We start from the raw sequence: 15834 nt of genomic DNA, 5'->3' as shown, positions 1-15834 counted from the left end.
TCAGTTCGTCTCCCACATGTACCAGCCGACGTAGTGGGGGGTGTAGCTGGTGATGGTCTTCTTTGCCGAGGTCTGGCAGTTGCTATAGATCACATAACTCGTACCCTGGCTGCGCAGACGGTAGACGCCGTAGGTCGCGTGTGTTGTCTTGTGAGCCGGGGTGTCGACCTGAAAGTTGTTGCCCAATTTGGCCGTCAACGAAGCGGACAGGTCAACGTTGTATTTCTGCTCGATCTTGCCGATCATTGCCTCGATGGTGATGGAGAGACCCGCGCTGATAGAGATGCCCACGGTCCCGGACGCCTCGGCGGTGAACGACGACCTGGCCGTGTGACTGGTTCCGTTGTGGTTGGCGTTGGGGGCGCCGATACCTACGTGGTAGTCCTTGCCCTTAGCGGTCGGCGTGTAGACGGCGGTCCGGTCGCAGATCTGGCCGCCTGGGTGGTTGCCGGGGCCGCTGTCGCCGTTACCCGGGATGTCAGGCTCGGCATTGACCTGACTCGCAGGAACGTCGACAACGTCCGTGTCAGCCGGTTCCGTTGCCCGCGGCGGTTCGGTGTTGACTACGACACTGGTGTCTGCCGGTATGTCGTCGGCCGAAGCAACGCCGCCCCCCAGGCCGAGTACGAGCAATGCCGCCGTGGTGGTTGCTGCGGCACGCTTTACATCGAGATGCACGTTCATCCCTTCACTGCCCCCTCCCCCGATGAGAGCTGGCATGTCCAGAACACTCACTCAGGTTCGATCGCCAGGTCAAGCGAATCATTCCGAATTGAGGAGCCCCAGAGGTTCGCGTAATTTTTCAATAAAGGGCAAGTTTCGTGGTAGTAAATTCGACGCTTTTTTGATGATTGCATGCCATTCAAACGGCGTCGAAACGGCCTTTCTGAAGGTCGCCCCACTACCCCGGAGCTCAGAGCTGCGGAGATCAGTACCCAGGGTCTTTGAGAAGTCGCGAGGTGGACGGTTCGCCTGTTGAGCGCAGGATGTGTTGGTTTATCGGCTTCGTTCCGGAGTGACCCTGGATATCAGGACAGACATGGCCGCTGGTGATCATGTGGGTGTCGAGTCCGTACGAGCACCGAGCGAGTCCATGCCAGCGCGCCCATCTTCCCGGATGCCGTTATGCCTGCAGCAACTGGGGACTCCTCCAGCCCTATCCCGCTGGAAATGGCCGCTGACCTGCGGAGGTATCTGGCCTTGGTGCCCGACCCGCGGGCTTGTCGCGGTATCCGTCACCCGTAGCCGGCTCTGCTGGCCGCCGCAGCCGCCGCCGTTCTGGCCGGCGCCTCCGTCACGGCGATCGGCGAGTGGATCGCCGACGCGCCACAGCGCGTCCTGGCCTCGCTCGGGTTCCGCACCGATCCGCTGACCGGTCTCATCCGGCCGCCCCATGCCACAACTGGATGCGACGCGCAGAGCACCACATGCCAGGCCTAGATGCACGCTTTCCAACTGTGGTGGCGGGGCGGCGGGGGGTGTGCAGGGGCGTTCACCTGCGTTCGTGGGCGGTTGCCCCGTGACGCGAGCTCGGCACGCGGTCCTCGATGAACGGCCGTGAACGGGGCTGAATGAGACGGAAACTGAGACGCCCGGGCGAGTCGGACTGGTTAGCATCTCCGAGTCGAGGAGGAGCCATGGCACTGGGCCGCAAGGGATCGCGACGCATCGTCGTCGACGGTACGGCTTACCGCTGGCGATTGCGACGCAGGCCAACCTATTTCCAGGCTCTTGCCTGGACACCGTGCGCGTTCGCGGTCGAGCACGCAGACGTCCCCGGGACAACGCTCGTGGCCACGACCGACCAGCCGCACCCGAGCAACTGGTTCCGGCGCGAAGCCAAGCCCGTACTGCCATCCGACGTTGCCCAGACCATCCAGCTTGCTCTTCGTGAGGGCTGGACCCCAACGGCTCCGGGCTCCCCTTTCCACCTGGACCTTTCCGCTGGCTTCACGCCCTCGCCCTGAGCGCAGCAGAGGGTGAGCACCGCTTTAGGAGTTCGCTTCACCGGCCACCCGGGAGCCTTGATGCCCTCGCTCGCCCTGCGCGTCCGGCCGCTCAAGGTTGCCTGTGTACGCCGTCGTTGATGTCAGGTCGGATGGTGTGATGGAGCGCGTTGAGGCAGAACTGTTCACTGATGGTGGCAACGATGCTGTGGTTCGCCTGCCTGGCCGGAAGTTCCCGGGTGTGTTGATGCAATGCGACTCCCTTCAGATCCTTCGTAGTGACCTGGCCGAGGTGGTGGAAGCGTGCGGGCGGGGCGACCTGGTCGACGCGCGGGACTCAGCCGGCCTGCTCCTGGTGGGCCTCGACGCTCTGCTGACGCGTTACGAGGACGCACTGCAGCAGCACGAAATCCCTCGGCCGTACTGAATAGCGGGGTCCATGACCTCTTCGTCCGAAGCAACTTGGGCGAGGGCTCTGCCTTGGGCTGCGACGCGGTTCACCTGTGGTGATGGTCCGTAGACGTCCACGCTCGTTCGCTGCTGTGCGTGGGTGTTGTCACGCAGTTAGACACTCACGGATGCTGCCCACAGCTCAGCAAACGCAGGTCGTTCGAGACCATGACCTGAGCGAGGCGTCCGGCGATGGCCACGACTTCGGGCCAGGCCGATGCCTGAAGGTACTCAGCGTCGGTGTCGTGGGGTGCCTCCGCGGCGGCAGCGTTGAGCACGACGCCGAGGGCCCGCATGAGGGTTACCTCTTCCTCCGTTCTCAGGCTGATGCCGAGAAACCGCTCGGGCTCATCGGCGTCACAGAAGTCATCGAAGAGCGTGTGGAAGACGTGGTCGATGTTCTCGAACTCCGAAGGGTCGAGCCACACGTCCCGCTGCCACGGTGGATTGGCCAGAGCCAAGATGACAGGTACGACGTGGACACGGTGATTCGCCATGACTTGGGCTTCCGCGCTCACGAGCCCGAGCCTAGCCTCGATTCGACCGCCCTCCCGGCCGGCCAACTCCTCATCCGCTGCAACAACCGCCGCGCTACCCGCTGCCCCGCCTGCGCCGAGACCTACCGCCGCGACACGTACCACCTGATCACTGCCGGACTGCGCGGCGGCAAGGGAACGTCGGACCAGGTCGCCACACACCCGCGCGTCTTCGCCACCTTCACCGCCCCCGGCTTTGGCCCGGTCCACAACCGCCGCACCGACGGACGACGCCGCCCGCGTGGGCGACGGCAGAGCTCCTGACAGACGCCATCCAGGCAGCAGCCACCGCCGCCCGCGTCGACGGCCCGACCATCGACGGTCGCGCACACGCCTTCGCCTTCGGCCGCCAACTCGACGTCCGCACGATCCGATCCGCCGACTTCGACGACGGCCAGGAACTCACCGAACGAGCCGTCGCCTCGTACATCGCGAAGTACGCCACCAAGGGTGCCGAGACGGCGACCGGCACTCTCGACCGCCCGCTCAAGTTCCTCGCCGAGCTGGCCCAAGCACGCATCTCCGACCACGCCCGACGCATGATCCGCGTGGCTTGGACCCTCGGCGCGCGCCCCGAGCTCGCCGAGCTCCGTTTACGCGCCTGGGCGCACATGCTCGGCTTCCGCGGCCACCTCTCCAAGTCCCGCCGCTACTCCACCACCCTCGGCGCGTTGCGCACAGCTCGTGCGGACTGGCGTCGCGCACAAGTCGCTGCGCCCGTCGAGACGGAGCCGACGGAAACCACCCTCGTCCTCTCGCACTGGGTCTTCGCCGGAACTGGCCTCGCCCGTGCCGAGGCCTGGCTGTCCGCATCACTCGAACCCGCCCCCGGAACGGAAGGAGAGCCGACCACATGAACGACCGCTACCTGTCCGTCGACCAGGTCGCAGAGCTGCTCGGTACCTCCGCCCGCTTCCCCCCGGCGACTCATCGAGGAACGGCGCATCCGGTACGTGAAGGTCGGTCGCCACGTGCGCATCCCGGAGAGCGCGGTGGCGGAGTTCGTCGACTCGCACACGGTGCAGCCGCTGAGGCGACCCCGTGCCCGCTACGGGAGGGCTGCCTGATGGCGAACGACAAGGGGCGGCGGCGTCGCTTCGGTGCGATCCGTCGGCTTCCCTCCGGCCGGTACCAGGCGCGCTATCCCGGCCCGGACGGCGTCATGCGGCCAGCTCCGTTCACCTTCGAGACGAACGCCGATGCCGACGACTGGCTTGCCGAGAAGCAGACGGAGATCCGCCGGGGAGACTGGCGGGACCCCGAAGCGGGCGCGGTGAGCTTCCGGGCCTACGCGGACAAGTGGGTGGAGGAACGCGAACTGGCCCCGCTGACACGGGACCTGTACCGGTACCTCCTCGACAAGCACCTGTTCGCCTTCGCGGACTTGGACCTGGACGAGATCACCGCCCCGCGCGTTCGTGAGTGGCGTGCAGACCGGCTGCGGGTCACGGGTGCCAAGACGATGACCGCCAAGGCGTACCGGCTCCTCAAGGCCGTCATGGAGACGGCCGTGGACGACGAGCTGATCCAGCGCAATCCGTGCCGGATCAAGGGCGCAGGCAAGGAGAGGGCGGCTGAGCGGCGTATCGCCACTGTCGCCCAGGTCGACGCGCTCGCCGAAGCGGTGGGGATGCGATGGCGGCTCATGGTCTACCTCGGTGCCTACGGTCCGATGCGGCCGGAGGAGCTGGCCGGCCTGCGCCGCCGTGACGTCGACCTCGACAACCTCCGCGTCCGCGTACGCCTCGCCGAGCCAGAACGGATGAACGGGCGACGCGTCCAGGGCGACACCAAGTCGGAGGCCGGGACCCGGACTGTGATTCTTCCCGCGTTCCTCCACCGGGAGCTCCGTTGGCATCTGGAGTCATTCGCGGAGCCGGGGCCCGACGGACTGCTGTTCGTGGGGGAGAAGGGTGCTCCCTTCCGGCGCAGCACTTTCGGGCGAAGGTGGCGGAAGGCTCGGGAGACCGTCGGTATGCCCGAGGGCTTCCGGTTCTACGACCTCCGCCACACGGGGCACACCCTGTCCACCCGATCCGGTGCCACGCTCAAGGACACGATGGTCCGCGCCGGCCAGTCCTCCGAGAAGGCCGCGCTGATCTACCAGCACTCCGACGACGACCGACAGCAGGAAGTCGCTGCCGGTCTCGACGCCACCGTACGGAAGGTGCGGGCCGCCGCGGCCGGGAGGGTCCCGGACAAGCCTTCTGGCACGAATCTGGCACGCGGCGAGTGATCGCAGAGCACAGCACAAAGGCCCGGGTCTCTGACCTGGGCCTTCTTCATGGAGCGGGTGACGAGAATCGAACTCGCGCTCTCAGCTTGGGAAGCTGATGTTCTACCATTAAACTACACCCGCGTAAGACGTCGGTCTGAACCGGCGTCGGAACGCTCCGTCACTCTACCTCATGCCGGGCCCCGGGCGATGAAGCCTCGGGGTCCGCCTGCGTTCCGGGGGAGGGATCGGTGTGTGGGCGACCGGAGTTGGGGCGTACGGTGGTCGCGTGGAAGTGGGGTCGGGCGGGGTCGGAGTGCCGCCTGGAGGGTCGTCCCGTTCGTCCCGTAATGTGGCTTTCGGTGTCCGGCGAGCAGCAGCCGGACGCGGCTCTTGGGGAAGGGACTCATGGACTTGATGGAGCGCACCGTCGTCCGTTGTGCCGACGGGCACGTGTTCAGCACCGCTTCGTTCCCGATGCAGCAGGCCGAGCGGCTCGGTCCCGGACGGCTCGTCCGGTGTCCTCGGTGTGCCCGGTTGCGCAGTGCCGTGCCGGTGACGCTCGAGAAGCGGTAGCGGCGGGCGGAGAACGGCAGGCCCTGGCGCGCGGAGTCGTCCGATGGTGGTCGCTCCGCGCGCCTTGCGTATCCTCGGGACGTGCTTCTCTCAGACAAGGACATCCGGGCCGAGATCGACGCCGGACGGGTACGGATCGATCCCTACGACGAATCCATGGTGCAGCCGTCGAGCATCGACGTGCGACTCGACCGTTACTTCCGGGTGTTCGAGAACCACCGCTACCCGCACATCGACCCGTCCGTGGAGCAGGCCGACCTGACCCGGCTGGTGGAGCCCGAGGGCGACGAGCCGTTCATCCTCCACCCCGGGGAGTTCGTGCTCGCCTCCACGTATGAGGTCGTCAGCCTTCCCGACGATCTCGCCTCGCGACTCGAGGGCAAGAGTTCGCTCGGGCGGCTCGGGCTGGTCACCCACTCCACCGCGGGGTTCATCGACCCCGGTTTCTCCGGGCACGTGACGCTGGAGCTGTCCAACCTCGCCACCCTGCCGATCAAGCTGTGGCCCGGTATGAAGATCGGGCAGCTGTGCATGTTCCGGCTCAGCTCGCCGGCCGAGTTCCCGTACGGCAGCGACCGCTACGGCTCCCGGTACCAGGGACAGCGCGGGCCGACGGCGTCCCGGTCGTTCCTGAACTTCCACCGGACCCAGGTGTGAGCGGCGGTCCGGACGGCGCGGAGCCGGCGCGCGAGAACCTCACCTACGAGCAGTTCGGGACGGCCGTCCGGGAGCTCGCGCAGACCATCGCGGACGACGGGTTCGTCCCGGACGTCGTGCTGAGCATCGCCCGTGGGGGCGTCTTCGTCGCCGGCGGGCTCGCCTACGCCCTCGACTGCAAGAACCTCCACCTGGTGAACGTCGAGTACTTCGGGCTGGCTGCTTAGCACTCAGTGACTGACCTCGGCAAACGGGCAGATGAGGTGGCCTGTAGGGTTACTTTAATCTTGCTGCTCGTTTGCGTTGATTGTCACTGATCATGGTCCGTGTGCTGAGTAGGTGCTGACCCCTAGATGCCCTCTCGTCGTGACTTGGGGGCTCTGGGTACGGTCGTGCTTGTGTCCGGTGTACGCGGGGTTGGTCACCCCTGAGCGTGCGCCGGTTGATCGCGCGCGACTAGGGGAGCTGGTACGGGCATGGCGGCTGACGCTGCTCGAACGCAAGAGGGGTTCACGTCGGCGAGGGCAACGCGAGTGATGGTTACCGCGTGCCGGGCTGCGGGGCTCGACGACAGAGGTGCAGAGCTGATCCGCCTCGGAGAAAACGCGTTGTTCCGGCTTTCCTCCGTTCCAGTCCATCGTGCGGGTGGCGCGGGGGGAAGAGTGGCTGCGTACGGCCCGCACAGAAGTGGCGGTGTCGCGCTGGCTGGCCGCGGAGGGGTTCCCGGCTGCTCGCATCATCGACGACCTGGAGCAGCCGCTTTTGATCGATGGCCACCCGGTGACGTTCTGGCATCTGATCATCGAGGGCGACCGCAAGGCGACGTATGGAGAGCTGGGCGGGATCCTGCGGGATCTTCACTCACTGACTGTCCCTGATGGGCTCGTACTCCCGTCCTTCGCACCGTTCGACAAGCAACAGCTGCGGCTCGACCGGGCCGTGATTCCGGACGACGACAGGACCTTCCTGCGGAAGCGATGGCGGGAGCTTCAGGACCGGTACGCCGAGTTGCGGTTCGAGACGCGGAAGGGGCCGGTGCATGGGGATGCCCACGTGCAGAACCTCATGGTGGACGATCACGGGCGAGTGACCCTGATCGACTTCGAAGCCTTCTGCTACGACCATCCGGAGTGGGACCTGATGGTCACGGCGGTGGAGCATCACAGCCTTGGCTGGCAGACCGATGAACAGTACGCCGAGTTTGTGGCTGCCTATGGACGCGACCTGTACGACTGGCAGGGATACGAGACGTTGCGCGGCATCCAAGAGTTCGGCATGACCACGTGGCTGATGCAGAACGTTCAGGAAGACGAGGCAACGTCAGCCGAGTATCGCCGGCGCATTTCTGGGCTTCGCAACGAAGGTGCCCCACGCGACTGGCGTCCTTGGTAGCTTCCGCAGCATTGCGGATCCTTGGTCCAGCTCTGTCACACCTTTGAGCCGGATGAAGGAGGACCCTTGAACGAGATCCCGGGTTGCTTGCTTCCTGGAGCTGCGATTTAGTCAAGCGTACGAAGATTTGCTCACCAAGACCTTATCTTCAGTATCGTTCCAGACCTTCGCTTCTTACCGGGTTCGGTGTGGCCGTATCCGCATCTCAGACCCGCCCGGTATGTGGTGTCCCCGCAGAGCAAGACATGAGGCGGCGCGACTTGGAAAATCCCATAGAAGACCAGGGCTGCTCCGATAGGGATGGTTCTCTTCGGCGTCATCGGGTCTGGGGCGATTCTCTTTACGCTCTATACCGAGCGGAGAGTTCCGGCGGGTTCCCGGATAGGGCCAGGCTCCCTCTGCGGTGAGTTGTGCACGCGTCACACCAACGTCCTACCGCGCCGGCATTCCGTCCGTGGCCTGAAAGTCGGCTTTGATCACGACCGAAAACAGCCCCTAACGGATCGAACCTCAGAGGAAGCTCAGGTGAATCCCATGAAATAGTCAAATGATCTTTACTGGGGATTCGGCATGTGATCGGGTGATCACAAGACCTTCACCCAGCACCGCCTCTCCGTGCAGCGGCGAGGTTGACATGTGCATTACATAGGGGATCCCATGCGTCGCAGAATTGCCAACGTCACTCTCACCGCCCTTGTTATAGCAGCAGGATCTGTCATGGTCAGCGCGCCGACCGCCTCGGCCATCACCTACTGTGACAGTTCTGGCTACGCCGCCAGCAACGAGCCCATGCATCGGTGCAGCACGCTCGACAACGGCATCCTGGCCGTTAAGCAGGGTTCGAGCGGCATCGTCGGCACCGAGTACTACAAGTCCGGTGGATCTGCTATCTCCATCAAGCTTGGTTACTCGCGCTCGGGGACCAGCCACTACACCAGCGTCGGCTCCATCAGCTCAGGCCAGACGAGGCTCCGCACGTGGGCGCTGGGGGAAAACGCCTACTGCTCGAACATAATCGGCCTGATGAGCGCTGGCAGCACGTACCAGACGCCTACCTCGCACTGCTGAACCAGAGCCCCATAGGCCCCGCCCGTCAGGGCGGGGCCTTGCCCCCAGTCCCGCTCGCCTCGACCTGACCACGCAAGGAACCGCGCCGTGTTTTCCGCGACCTTCCAGCACCACATCGGCTATCTGGCCGTGTGTACATTCATCGGCCTTATTTGCGGCGGCACAGCGTGGACGCTCGCCCATAAACGGAGCAACCCTCACGGAGTATGGTGGTCCGGACTCGCCTTTGTTCTCACCGGCGTCCTCGGTGTCACTTTTATGGGCGGTGGCTCGGCCAGCGGCGCATGCGTCCTTAACCATGAGATCGCCGAGCCTTTCCGCACCACGCAAGGGTTGTGGGACCTTGCCATGATGGTGCCCGTCGGCGTATGTGCTCTCTTGGCCATACGTCGCCCGCTGCCAGTCCTATTCGGCGTCATCGCGCTGCCCCTGGCCATCGAGTTCACCCAGGCCACCGTCAATGGCCTAGGGCGCGTATGCGACAGTTCGGACGCCGAGATGAATATCATCGGAGGTTTGGTAGGGCTCGCAATCGTTGCGATTGTTCTCGCGAACCGCCACTCGCTCGCCTGGCAGGCGGGCATGAAGGGGACGTTGATCGCCTTCGCGGCGCTGCTCCTCCTCGGATCCGGATTCGCGCGCCCGATGCTCGACCTCACGAACGATGACGGCAGCAGCCTCGCCGACGCAGACTCCGGACAGAAGCGGGCCGTTGAGGCCGCCGTGAAAGAGGCATTCGGAGACCGTTACAAGATCGGGCAGCTGCATGAGCAGCCGTGTGGGGACTCCTCATGCACCAACATCATCTTCAACGTGCACAGCCGTGAAGAGGGACACGCCGAAGACTTCGGCACCGGCAGCCTTTCCTGGCCGGACAAGAAGCACCTGAACGTACAGCTGGAGAACAGCGATCGGCCTACCATCATGGGATACCCGGTGGAAGGCGTGAAAGCCCCGTCCAGCGATGCAGCAGCCTCTCGTATCACGAAGTCGTACGCCCAGCGAAAGTATCCGTGGGCGATGGACGCCACCATGATACAAACGGTCCCCGTAGGCGAGAACGCCGAACTTGGCTGGATCACGGCCTGGAGATGGGTTCACAACAACGTTCTGATGCCCAGGATGTTGGACGTCCAGATAGACAGGGTCGGGCGTGTATCTCAGGTTGACGTCACCCTTGGGCCGACCCGGGCAAGCTTTCCCAAGGTCAAACTCGACGCCGGTCAGGCCGAAAAGGCGGTAAACAAGGCGGTAGCGGTACAAATTCGCAACAATGGAAACACTGATGCAGAATTTCACGCTAAAGCAGTCACGGTAAAAGCGGTCGAGCGAGACGGAAACTGGCAGCCGAATTGGCTGGTGAACGTGGCGTGGCTCAGCACTGGAAAGGGTGAAGCTTCGCAGGAGGCGGCAGTGGTTGACATGTACCGCGTGAACGCTGTCACCGGCCAGGTATATGACAGCGGCGGGCACCTTCTGAAGACCAGCTGACCCCTAAGTCAAGGGACATCCCGGTTCGGAAAGAGGACGGGCGTAGTGCAGATGCGGCCTCAGTGATCATGTGAGTTCGAGCTGCAATTTTGCTAGTTGGTATCATTCTTCGTCTAGTCGCGAAAGTGCCTCGCGAACTTTCTCGTTGAAAGATGAGACGGCCGGGTTAGAGGCGTGAATGCTGACTTCCTTCTGAAAGTCATTTACGTAGCGCTGAAAGCGGGAGGACTGGAGAGATTCGCCGCCGTCGACTGCCAGACTCGCGGCGGTGACGGCGGCCTCCAGTTCTCCGTTCAGCAGCTGGCTCTGGGCCAGCACCATGCGGCAGAAACCGAGGGTGCGGGCGTATTTCGGATCAGTGCTGGCCACCGCTCGCTGGGCTTGCTCGACGGCCTCCCGGCGCATCTTGAGGTCGCGGTAGCAGTGGCAGAGTCGCAGTCACTCGTGAAGTGCGAGTACGTGTGGAAGCGCACGGACGACTGGATCAACTTCCCGTGGAGTGTTCTGCCGGTGGTGCGTAGGGCGGGGGAGCCGGTCGTTCCATCCGGGGAAGCGCTCTGAGCCGCGGGTTTCGCGCACTCTGTGGGTGAGGGCGGAGAGTGCGGGGGAGTCGGCCACAGATCGCCGGCGGCGACACGCTCTTCAGCCGTGGTGGAGGGGTCTCCGGAAATGCGCAGGGGGGCACCTGCGCAAGTCGCCGAGCAGCGAACCGCGTTGCACCTCGTCGCGCTGGTGCGAGCCGGGGTGAAGATCGAGAATGGCGTCCCGATGGAACGCCAGGGGGTTACCGCCTGCTGGTGCGTCGCCCGGACGTCGATCTTGCTGATTGCACGACGACAACCACTGTGGAGGCACAGCAGTGATAACCGTTGCCCTGGCCTACAACCCGGTCATGCTCGGTCTCCGGTTCATGCTCGAACTGGCTGCCCTGGGTTCGTTCGCGTTGTGGGCCTGGCGGACGACGGCGTCCCCGTGGCGCTGGATCCTGGTCGTCGCCGTACCCGTCGTCATCGGCTGGGCATGGGGGGCCTTCGCCGTCTCGGGCGACGAGGCGCGTTCCGGGGACACCGAGGTCGAGACTCCTGGACCGGTGCGGTTGGTGCTCGAACTCGCCGTCTTCCTCGGTGCCGTGGCTGCATTGCACACGGCTCACATGCGGCGCACCGCGATCTGGGGCCTGGCGATTCTGGTCCTCTTCCACGTCGCCTCGTACGACCGGATCTGGTGGCTCCTCACCCACTGAACGCGGGCTGAGCGTCCGGCGTCCCGTGATGTGGATGCCAGACCGGCCGAGGCACGCCTTCACTGCCCGGTAGTCGTAGCCGTCCCGCTTGAAGCCGGGGGCTTCCCCTACGCCCTCGATGTCGTCAGCGCAGTCGGCGGGCCCGGAGCACCACGTCGTCGTGGTGGTGCGCGCCGGCGCCGCCCTCGGGGGCCACCCGTGGCCGCCGCTCGTCCGCCTCCACGCACCAGTCGTCGTCGAGCAGAGCGGCGACCATCGAGGGCCAGACGTAGTCGGCGGGGTCGAAGCCGCTGTCGTGGGGCTGCTGCTCGTCCATCCCCGCGTGGTGGACGAGCAGCAGCACGCCGCCCGGCGCGACGGCCGCGAGCAGCGCCCGCTCGGCTGCGGCGCCGGGGGTGCGCAGCAGGGCCGGGTACTGCGCGGAGACCAGGTCGAAGGAGGCCGGCGGGAGCGCCGCTTCGGTGAGTTCGGCGTGCACCCAGCGAACGGTGACGCCGGCGTCCCGCGCGTGCCCCGCCGCCCGCTCCAGCGCGACGCCCGAGACCTCGAGCGCGGTCACGTCCCAGCCGCCGCGCGCGAGCCAGACGGCGTCCGCGCCCTCGCCGCAGCCGACGTCGAGCACCCGCCCGGGTGTGAGCCCGGCGACCTCGGCGACGAGGGCGCCGTTGGGCCGGCCGCTCCACAACTGGTGCCGGTCGGCGTACCGGTCGTCCCACTCCGCCCGCACGGCGGGGTCTCCGAGGTAGCCGTCGGCGGCCGCAAGGATGCCGGAGGGGATGTCGGACGCGGGGGGTCCTGCGATGTCGTCGGTCACGCGCCCACCGTCACTCATGGTGTCCCGGTCACGCGACTCCTGTTGCCGTTCCGGCAAAACGGCGTCCATGGGGAGCGGGGAACAGCACCCGGTGTCGTCGACGGCCGTCGGACGGGGTTCGACGGCGCGCGGCACATGGCACATGGCACATGGCACACGGCACACGGATGCTGCCCCCGGACCGCGGCGGCAGCGCGGGTCGTCCGGGCGGGCCGGGGGACGGTCAGAGGACGGTGTCGAACCTGGCGCCCTCGCCCGTGTAGAGGTCGGTCGTCAGCCGGCCGAGCGGCGCTGTGGCCGAGCCGGTCGAGCGGTAGACGTACGTGCCGTTCGGGCCGTGGGCGATCAGGTCGGGGCGGCCGTCGGCGTCGACGTCGCCGGCGGCGACGAGGTGCGCGAAGGCCTTCCAGCCGGAACCGATCCTGACCCGGGCGGTGAAGCCGCCCTTGCCGTTGCCCTGGTACATCCACAGGACGCCGGCGGTGTCACGGGCCACGAGGTCGCCGGCCGTGCTGCCCGCGATGTCGCCGACGGCGGTGATCCGGTCGTAGATCTGCCAGCCGCCGCCGAGCCGGACGCGGGCGGCGAAGGGGGCGGACGAGCTGCCGGTGTTCTTGTGGAGCCACAGGACGCCGGAGGCGTCGGCGGCGAGGAGGTCCGGTCGGCCGTCCCCGGTGAGGTCGCTGCCACCGGTGATCTTCTTGTAGGACTGCCAGCCGGCGCTGACCTTGACGCGCGTGGCGAAGCCGCCCCTGCCGTTGCCCTGGTACATCCACAGGACGCCGGCGGCGTCGCGCGCGACGAGGTCGCCCGTCGGGGTGCCGGCGATGTTCCCCACGGCCGCGATCTGGTTGTAGGCCTGCCAACCGCTGCCGACCCTCGTCCGCCTGGCCACGGTCACCCGGCCGTCCGACGACCAGTCGAAGAGGTCGTCCCGCCACAGCACGCCCGAGGCGTCCCGGGCGAGGACGTCCGTGGAGCCGTTGTCGGTGAAGTCGTGCGGGTCGGCCCGGCGCGAGACCTGGATGCTCCCCCGGGCGGTCGCCGGGGCGCCGACGCCGTCGGCCGGGGTGGCGGTGATCTGCCAGGTGTAGGCGCCGTTCGGGGCGCTGACGCCGTCCAGGAGGCCGTTCCAGACGAAGCCGAAGCGGCCGTCGGAGGCCGGCCGGGACAGGCGCTCGGTGAGCTTCCCGCCGGTGGCCGTGTGGGTGAGCGTGAGGTCCACGGTGGCGTTCGCGCGGGACAGCGTCCACTCCAGCGGGACCGTGGTGCCCGGCTTCTCCAGGCTCACCGCGGTGGGCACCGTCGACCCGGTCACCTCGACGGCCTTGAGCCGGCCCGTGTCCGCCACGAGGGTGAGGCCCGGCAGGCCGCCGTCGCCCTCCCGGACGCGGAACAGTCCGTCGGTGTCGGCCGTGGCGCCGCGCACGAGCAGGCTGCCGTCCGGCGCGTGGGCCACGCTGGAGAAGTGCTCCAGCAGGGTGTACGGCGCGGCCGTGGAGTCGGTGACGCTCCGGGCGTACAGCGGGCTCGGCGTCCCGTCGGCCGCCCTGCCCGGGGCCCCGTAGAGCAGGGTGTCCCTGGTGATGCCGGCGATGACGGCGCCGCTCAGGGAGCTGTCCAGGGCGAACCTGCGGTGGACGCGCGTTCCCTCCACGACGAGTTCGGTGGCGCCGGCCCGGTACTCGACCCATGCCTCGTAGTCGGCGGTGCGGGCGCCCGTGGAGGCCTGGGTCCACGGGGCGATGTTCGCCCTGCTGCCCGACTCGATCACCGCGTCGCCGTCGAGGGTCGTGCGCGTCTTCCAGTACTCGGTCCGGAAGGTCGACGAGCTGGGGAAGACCCGGTTGCTGCTCAGGACGATCAGCACGTCGCTCGTGGACGCGACGACCTTGAAGTCCGTGCTGTAGGGGTTGGCCGAGCGTTTCGTCTTCCGGGAGACGCCGTCGACGTGGGAGAGCTGCCACAGCTCCTGGTAGCCCCCGCTGCCGGTCGGAACCTTCACGAAGAGGCTGTCCCCGACCACTCCGACGAGTGTCGCGCCGGGGGCGAACTCGGTCGCGAGGTCGTAGGACGCGGACCAGGCCGCGCCTTCGCGCATGTCCCGCAGATGGACCGTGCCGCCGCCGTCGCCGGTCACGACGACGTCGGAGGCGCTGTCGTGACCCACGGCGCCCGTGCTGATCGGCAGCACCGAGCCGTCGGCGTACCTGTGCCACTCCAGAACCCTGCCTCCGGAGTCGTCCACCCGGGAGGTGAGGTAGCCGGTGTCGCCGGTGCTGACGACGTCGGCCCCGAGGGGCAGATCCGCCTCGCCGGCGGTGGTGGCGACGGCCCCGGTCGACGCGACGGGAGCGGTCGTCGCGGCGGGATCGGCCACGGCCGCGGGAGCGGCCGGCAGTCCGGCGCCGACCGTCACGGCGAGAACGGTGGCGACGCAGGCGCCGAGTCGGCGTCGGGCGGTGTGTACGGAAGCCAAGGAGGTCCCTCGTGACGAGCGGAGAGGTGCGCGCGGGTGCGCGTGCCGCTCGATCGGACCCGTGAAGAGGGAGAGGGGTTGTACGAGTTGCTCGTGGGTTCTCCGAGCCGTCTGCGGACTCGGGCCGTTCCGGGGGGCTTTGGGGGGAAGATCCTCCAAGCCCCCTGCGGACGGCCCTCAGGAGGCTCTCGGTGAGAGCCCGGTGACTCTCACCTCTTGTGCAGCGCCTTCACACCGTCCGGCTCGAAGTCGTAGACGTAGTCGTTGAGTCGCAGGCCGTCGACCGCGCCGGTCCACATGAAGTCACGTCCCTTGCCCACCGAGACCGTCAGGACGGTCGGCCTGGCGTTGCGCGACGTGAACGCGGCCTTGAGCGCGCTGAAGGTGCACGGGGTGGCGAGCGCGCAACCCGTCACGGCGCCCGCGTTGCCCGTGAGGAACCAGCCCCCGGTCGTCGTCGCGTCGAGGAACGGGCTCCAGCTGTTCACGGTCGGCGACGCCGCCGGCAGCCACACCAGAGAGGAGTAGTCGGAGGTGCTGTTCAGGTTCGGGTCGATCTCGATCCTGATGTTCGGCATGTTCGTCACTCCGCCGTACGAGATGTTCTCGCCGGTCTGGAAGACGTGGAATCCCGCTCGACGCAGGCTCAGCAGCGACTTTCCGTAGAAGTCCACCTCGTTGCCGAAGTCGACCTTCTCGACGACCGGCGGGTTCACTCCCGGAGCGGCGCCCACCACCTCGATGCCGAGACTGCCCCGGCCGTACGGCGGCCGTGCGGACGTGCCGGTCACGCCGAACGAGCCGTACGGCCCGTTGCGCAGCGCGGCGACGGGGGAGCCGATCGTGTTGCGGGTGATCACGCCCCAGTGGTCGGCGAGGGCGCGGCCGCCGTCGGTGCCGGCGACGGCGGTACCCGGAAGGATCATGGCGATGACGGCGACCAGCAGGGCGGCCATGAGCACCGGTC

Annotated in this window: 12 protein-coding genes, 1 tRNA gene and 6 pseudogenes; 12 read left to right on the top strand and 7 right to left on the bottom strand. The window is 66.9% G+C overall.

Going from position 1 to position 15834, the window contains the following annotated elements; all coding sequences use genetic code 11:
- Positions 1–684, bottom strand: a complete 684-nt coding sequence (locus OHS82_RS20435) for a hypothetical protein (protein WP_057577963.1) — start codon at positions 682–684, stop codon at positions 1–3.
- A 953-nt stretch (positions 685–1637) separates the two neighbouring features.
- Between OHS82_RS20435 and OHS82_RS20430 the strand changes: the two genes are divergently transcribed.
- Together OHS82_RS20430 and OHS82_RS20425 are read left to right on the top strand one after the other, a co-directional pair.
- Positions 1638–1967 (top strand): hypothetical protein, encoded by a 330-nt coding sequence (locus tag OHS82_RS20430; protein WP_328434269.1) that lies wholly within the window; start codon positions 1638–1640, stop codon positions 1965–1967.
- A 103-nt stretch (positions 1968–2070) separates the two neighbouring features.
- Positions 2071–2373, top strand: a complete 303-nt coding sequence (locus tag OHS82_RS20425; protein ID WP_328434268.1) for a DUF6959 family protein — start codon at positions 2071–2073, stop codon at positions 2371–2373.
- Positions 2374–2518: 145 nt separating this feature from the next.
- Here the strand turns inward: OHS82_RS20425 and OHS82_RS20420 are convergent, their stop codons facing one another.
- A complete protein-coding gene (locus OHS82_RS20420) occupies positions 2519–2914 on the bottom strand; it encodes an SCO4402 family protein (protein WP_328434267.1) in 396 nt (131 codons plus the stop codon).
- Between the two features lie 15 nt (positions 2915–2929).
- On the opposite strand from OHS82_RS20420, the pseudogene OHS82_RS20415 reads away from it, so the two are divergent.
- The 3 genes and pseudogenes from OHS82_RS20415 to OHS82_RS20405 all read left to right on the top strand — a co-directional run.
- Positions 2930–3789, top strand: a pseudogene (locus OHS82_RS20415) (replication initiator); the annotation flags it as partial.
- Positions 3786–3999 (top strand): annotated as a pseudogene (locus OHS82_RS20410) (excisionase family DNA-binding protein). The pseudogenes OHS82_RS20415 and OHS82_RS20410, both read left to right, overlap by 4 nt.
- Positions 3999–5168, top strand: coding sequence for a tyrosine-type recombinase/integrase (locus tag OHS82_RS20405; protein ID WP_328434266.1), 1170 nt, complete (start codon positions 3999–4001; stop codon positions 5166–5168). The pseudogene OHS82_RS20410 and the gene OHS82_RS20405 overlap by 1 nt, the downstream one beginning before the upstream one ends.
- Positions 5169–5217: 49 nt before the next feature.
- Here the strand turns inward: OHS82_RS20405 and OHS82_RS20400 are convergent.
- Positions 5218–5291 (bottom strand) — tRNA-Gly (locus OHS82_RS20400).
- A 513-nt stretch (positions 5292–5804) separates the two neighbouring features.
- Here OHS82_RS20400 and dcd point away from each other — a divergent pair.
- From dcd to OHS82_RS20375, 5 genes and pseudogenes are all read left to right on the top strand, one after another.
- Positions 5805–6380 carry a dCTP deaminase gene (gene dcd / locus OHS82_RS20395; protein WP_057577958.1) on the top strand — a complete coding sequence of 192 codons (576 nt, stop codon included), beginning with the start codon at positions 5805–5807 and terminating at the stop codon, positions 6378–6380.
- Positions 6377–6592: pseudogene (locus OHS82_RS20390) on the top strand (phosphoribosyltransferase); the annotation flags it as partial. The gene dcd and the pseudogene OHS82_RS20390, both read left to right, overlap by 4 nt.
- Positions 6593–6856: 264 nt before the next feature.
- A pseudogene (locus OHS82_RS20385) lies at positions 6857–7772 on the top strand (phosphotransferase enzyme family protein).
- Between the two features lie 717 nt (positions 7773–8489).
- Positions 8490–8840: a hypothetical protein gene (locus OHS82_RS20380; RefSeq protein ID WP_328434265.1), complete on the top strand. Its 351-nt coding sequence runs from the start codon at positions 8490–8492 to the stop codon at positions 8838–8840.
- A gap of 87 nt (positions 8841–8927) precedes the next feature.
- Positions 8928–10331 carry a VanZ family protein gene (locus tag OHS82_RS20375; protein WP_328434264.1) on the top strand — a complete coding sequence of 468 codons (1404 nt, stop codon included), beginning with the start codon at positions 8928–8930 and terminating at the stop codon, positions 10329–10331.
- 102 nt (positions 10332–10433) lie between these two features.
- Here OHS82_RS20375 and OHS82_RS20370 read toward each other — a convergent pair.
- Positions 10434–10763: pseudogene (locus OHS82_RS20370) on the bottom strand (sporulation protein); the annotation flags it as partial.
- Between OHS82_RS20370 and OHS82_RS20365 the strand changes: the two are divergent.
- Both OHS82_RS20365 and OHS82_RS20360 read left to right on the top strand, forming a co-directional pair.
- Positions 10764–10892: pseudogene (locus OHS82_RS20365) on the top strand (phosphoribosyltransferase); the annotation flags it as partial.
- Positions 10893–11190: 298 nt separating this feature from the next.
- Entirely contained in the window at positions 11191–11574 is a 384-nt protein-coding gene (locus tag OHS82_RS20360; RefSeq protein WP_242433106.1) for a YrdB family protein, read from the top strand.
- Between the two features lie 124 nt (positions 11575–11698).
- On the opposite strand, the gene OHS82_RS20355 is transcribed toward OHS82_RS20360, so the two are convergent.
- The 3 genes from OHS82_RS20355 to OHS82_RS20345 all read right to left on the bottom strand — a co-directional run bounded on the left by OHS82_RS20355 (position 11699) and on the right by OHS82_RS20345 (position 15823).
- Positions 11699–12388 (bottom strand): class I SAM-dependent methyltransferase, encoded by a 690-nt coding sequence (locus tag OHS82_RS20355; protein WP_057577956.1) that lies wholly within the window; start codon positions 12386–12388, stop codon positions 11699–11701.
- A 223-nt stretch (positions 12389–12611) separates the two neighbouring features.
- Positions 12612–14867 (bottom strand): VCBS repeat-containing protein, encoded by a 2256-nt coding sequence (locus OHS82_RS20350; RefSeq protein ID WP_328434263.1) that lies wholly within the window; start codon positions 14865–14867, stop codon positions 12612–12614.
- Positions 14868–15076: 209 nt separating this feature from the next.
- Positions 15077–15823: a hypothetical protein gene (locus OHS82_RS20345; RefSeq protein ID WP_328434262.1), complete on the bottom strand. Its 747-nt coding sequence runs from the start codon at positions 15821–15823 to the stop codon at positions 15077–15079.
- Between the last annotated feature and the right edge of the window lie 11 nt (positions 15824–15834).

The organism is Streptomyces sp. NBC_00425 (assembly GCF_036030735.1).
Classification (GTDB): Bacteria; Actinomycetota; Actinomycetes; order Streptomycetales; family Streptomycetaceae; genus Streptomyces.
Note: the sequence above shows the minus strand (reverse complement) of the source record. Positions and strands in the feature narration are given on the sequence as shown.

Bases quoted from the DNA above. Each gene is read 5' to 3' on its own strand.
- OHS82_RS20430 (WP_328434269.1), top strand. From the start codon at position 1,638: ATGGCACTGGGCCGCAAGGGATCGCGACGCATCGTCGTCGACGGTACG.
- OHS82_RS20380 (WP_328434265.1), top strand. From the start codon at position 8,490: ATGGTCAGCGCGCCGACCGCCTCGGCCATCACCTACTGTGACAGTTCT.
- OHS82_RS20405 (WP_328434266.1), top strand. From the start codon at position 3,999: ATGGCGAACGACAAGGGGCGGCGGCGTCGCTTCGGTGCGATCCGTCGG.
- OHS82_RS20345 (WP_328434262.1), bottom strand. From the start codon at position 15,823: ATGGCCGCCCTGCTGGTCGCCGTCATCGCCATGATCCTTCCGGGTACC.
- OHS82_RS20435 (WP_057577963.1), bottom strand. From the start codon at position 684: ATGAACGTGCATCTCGATGTAAAGCGTGCCGCAGCAACCACCACGGCG.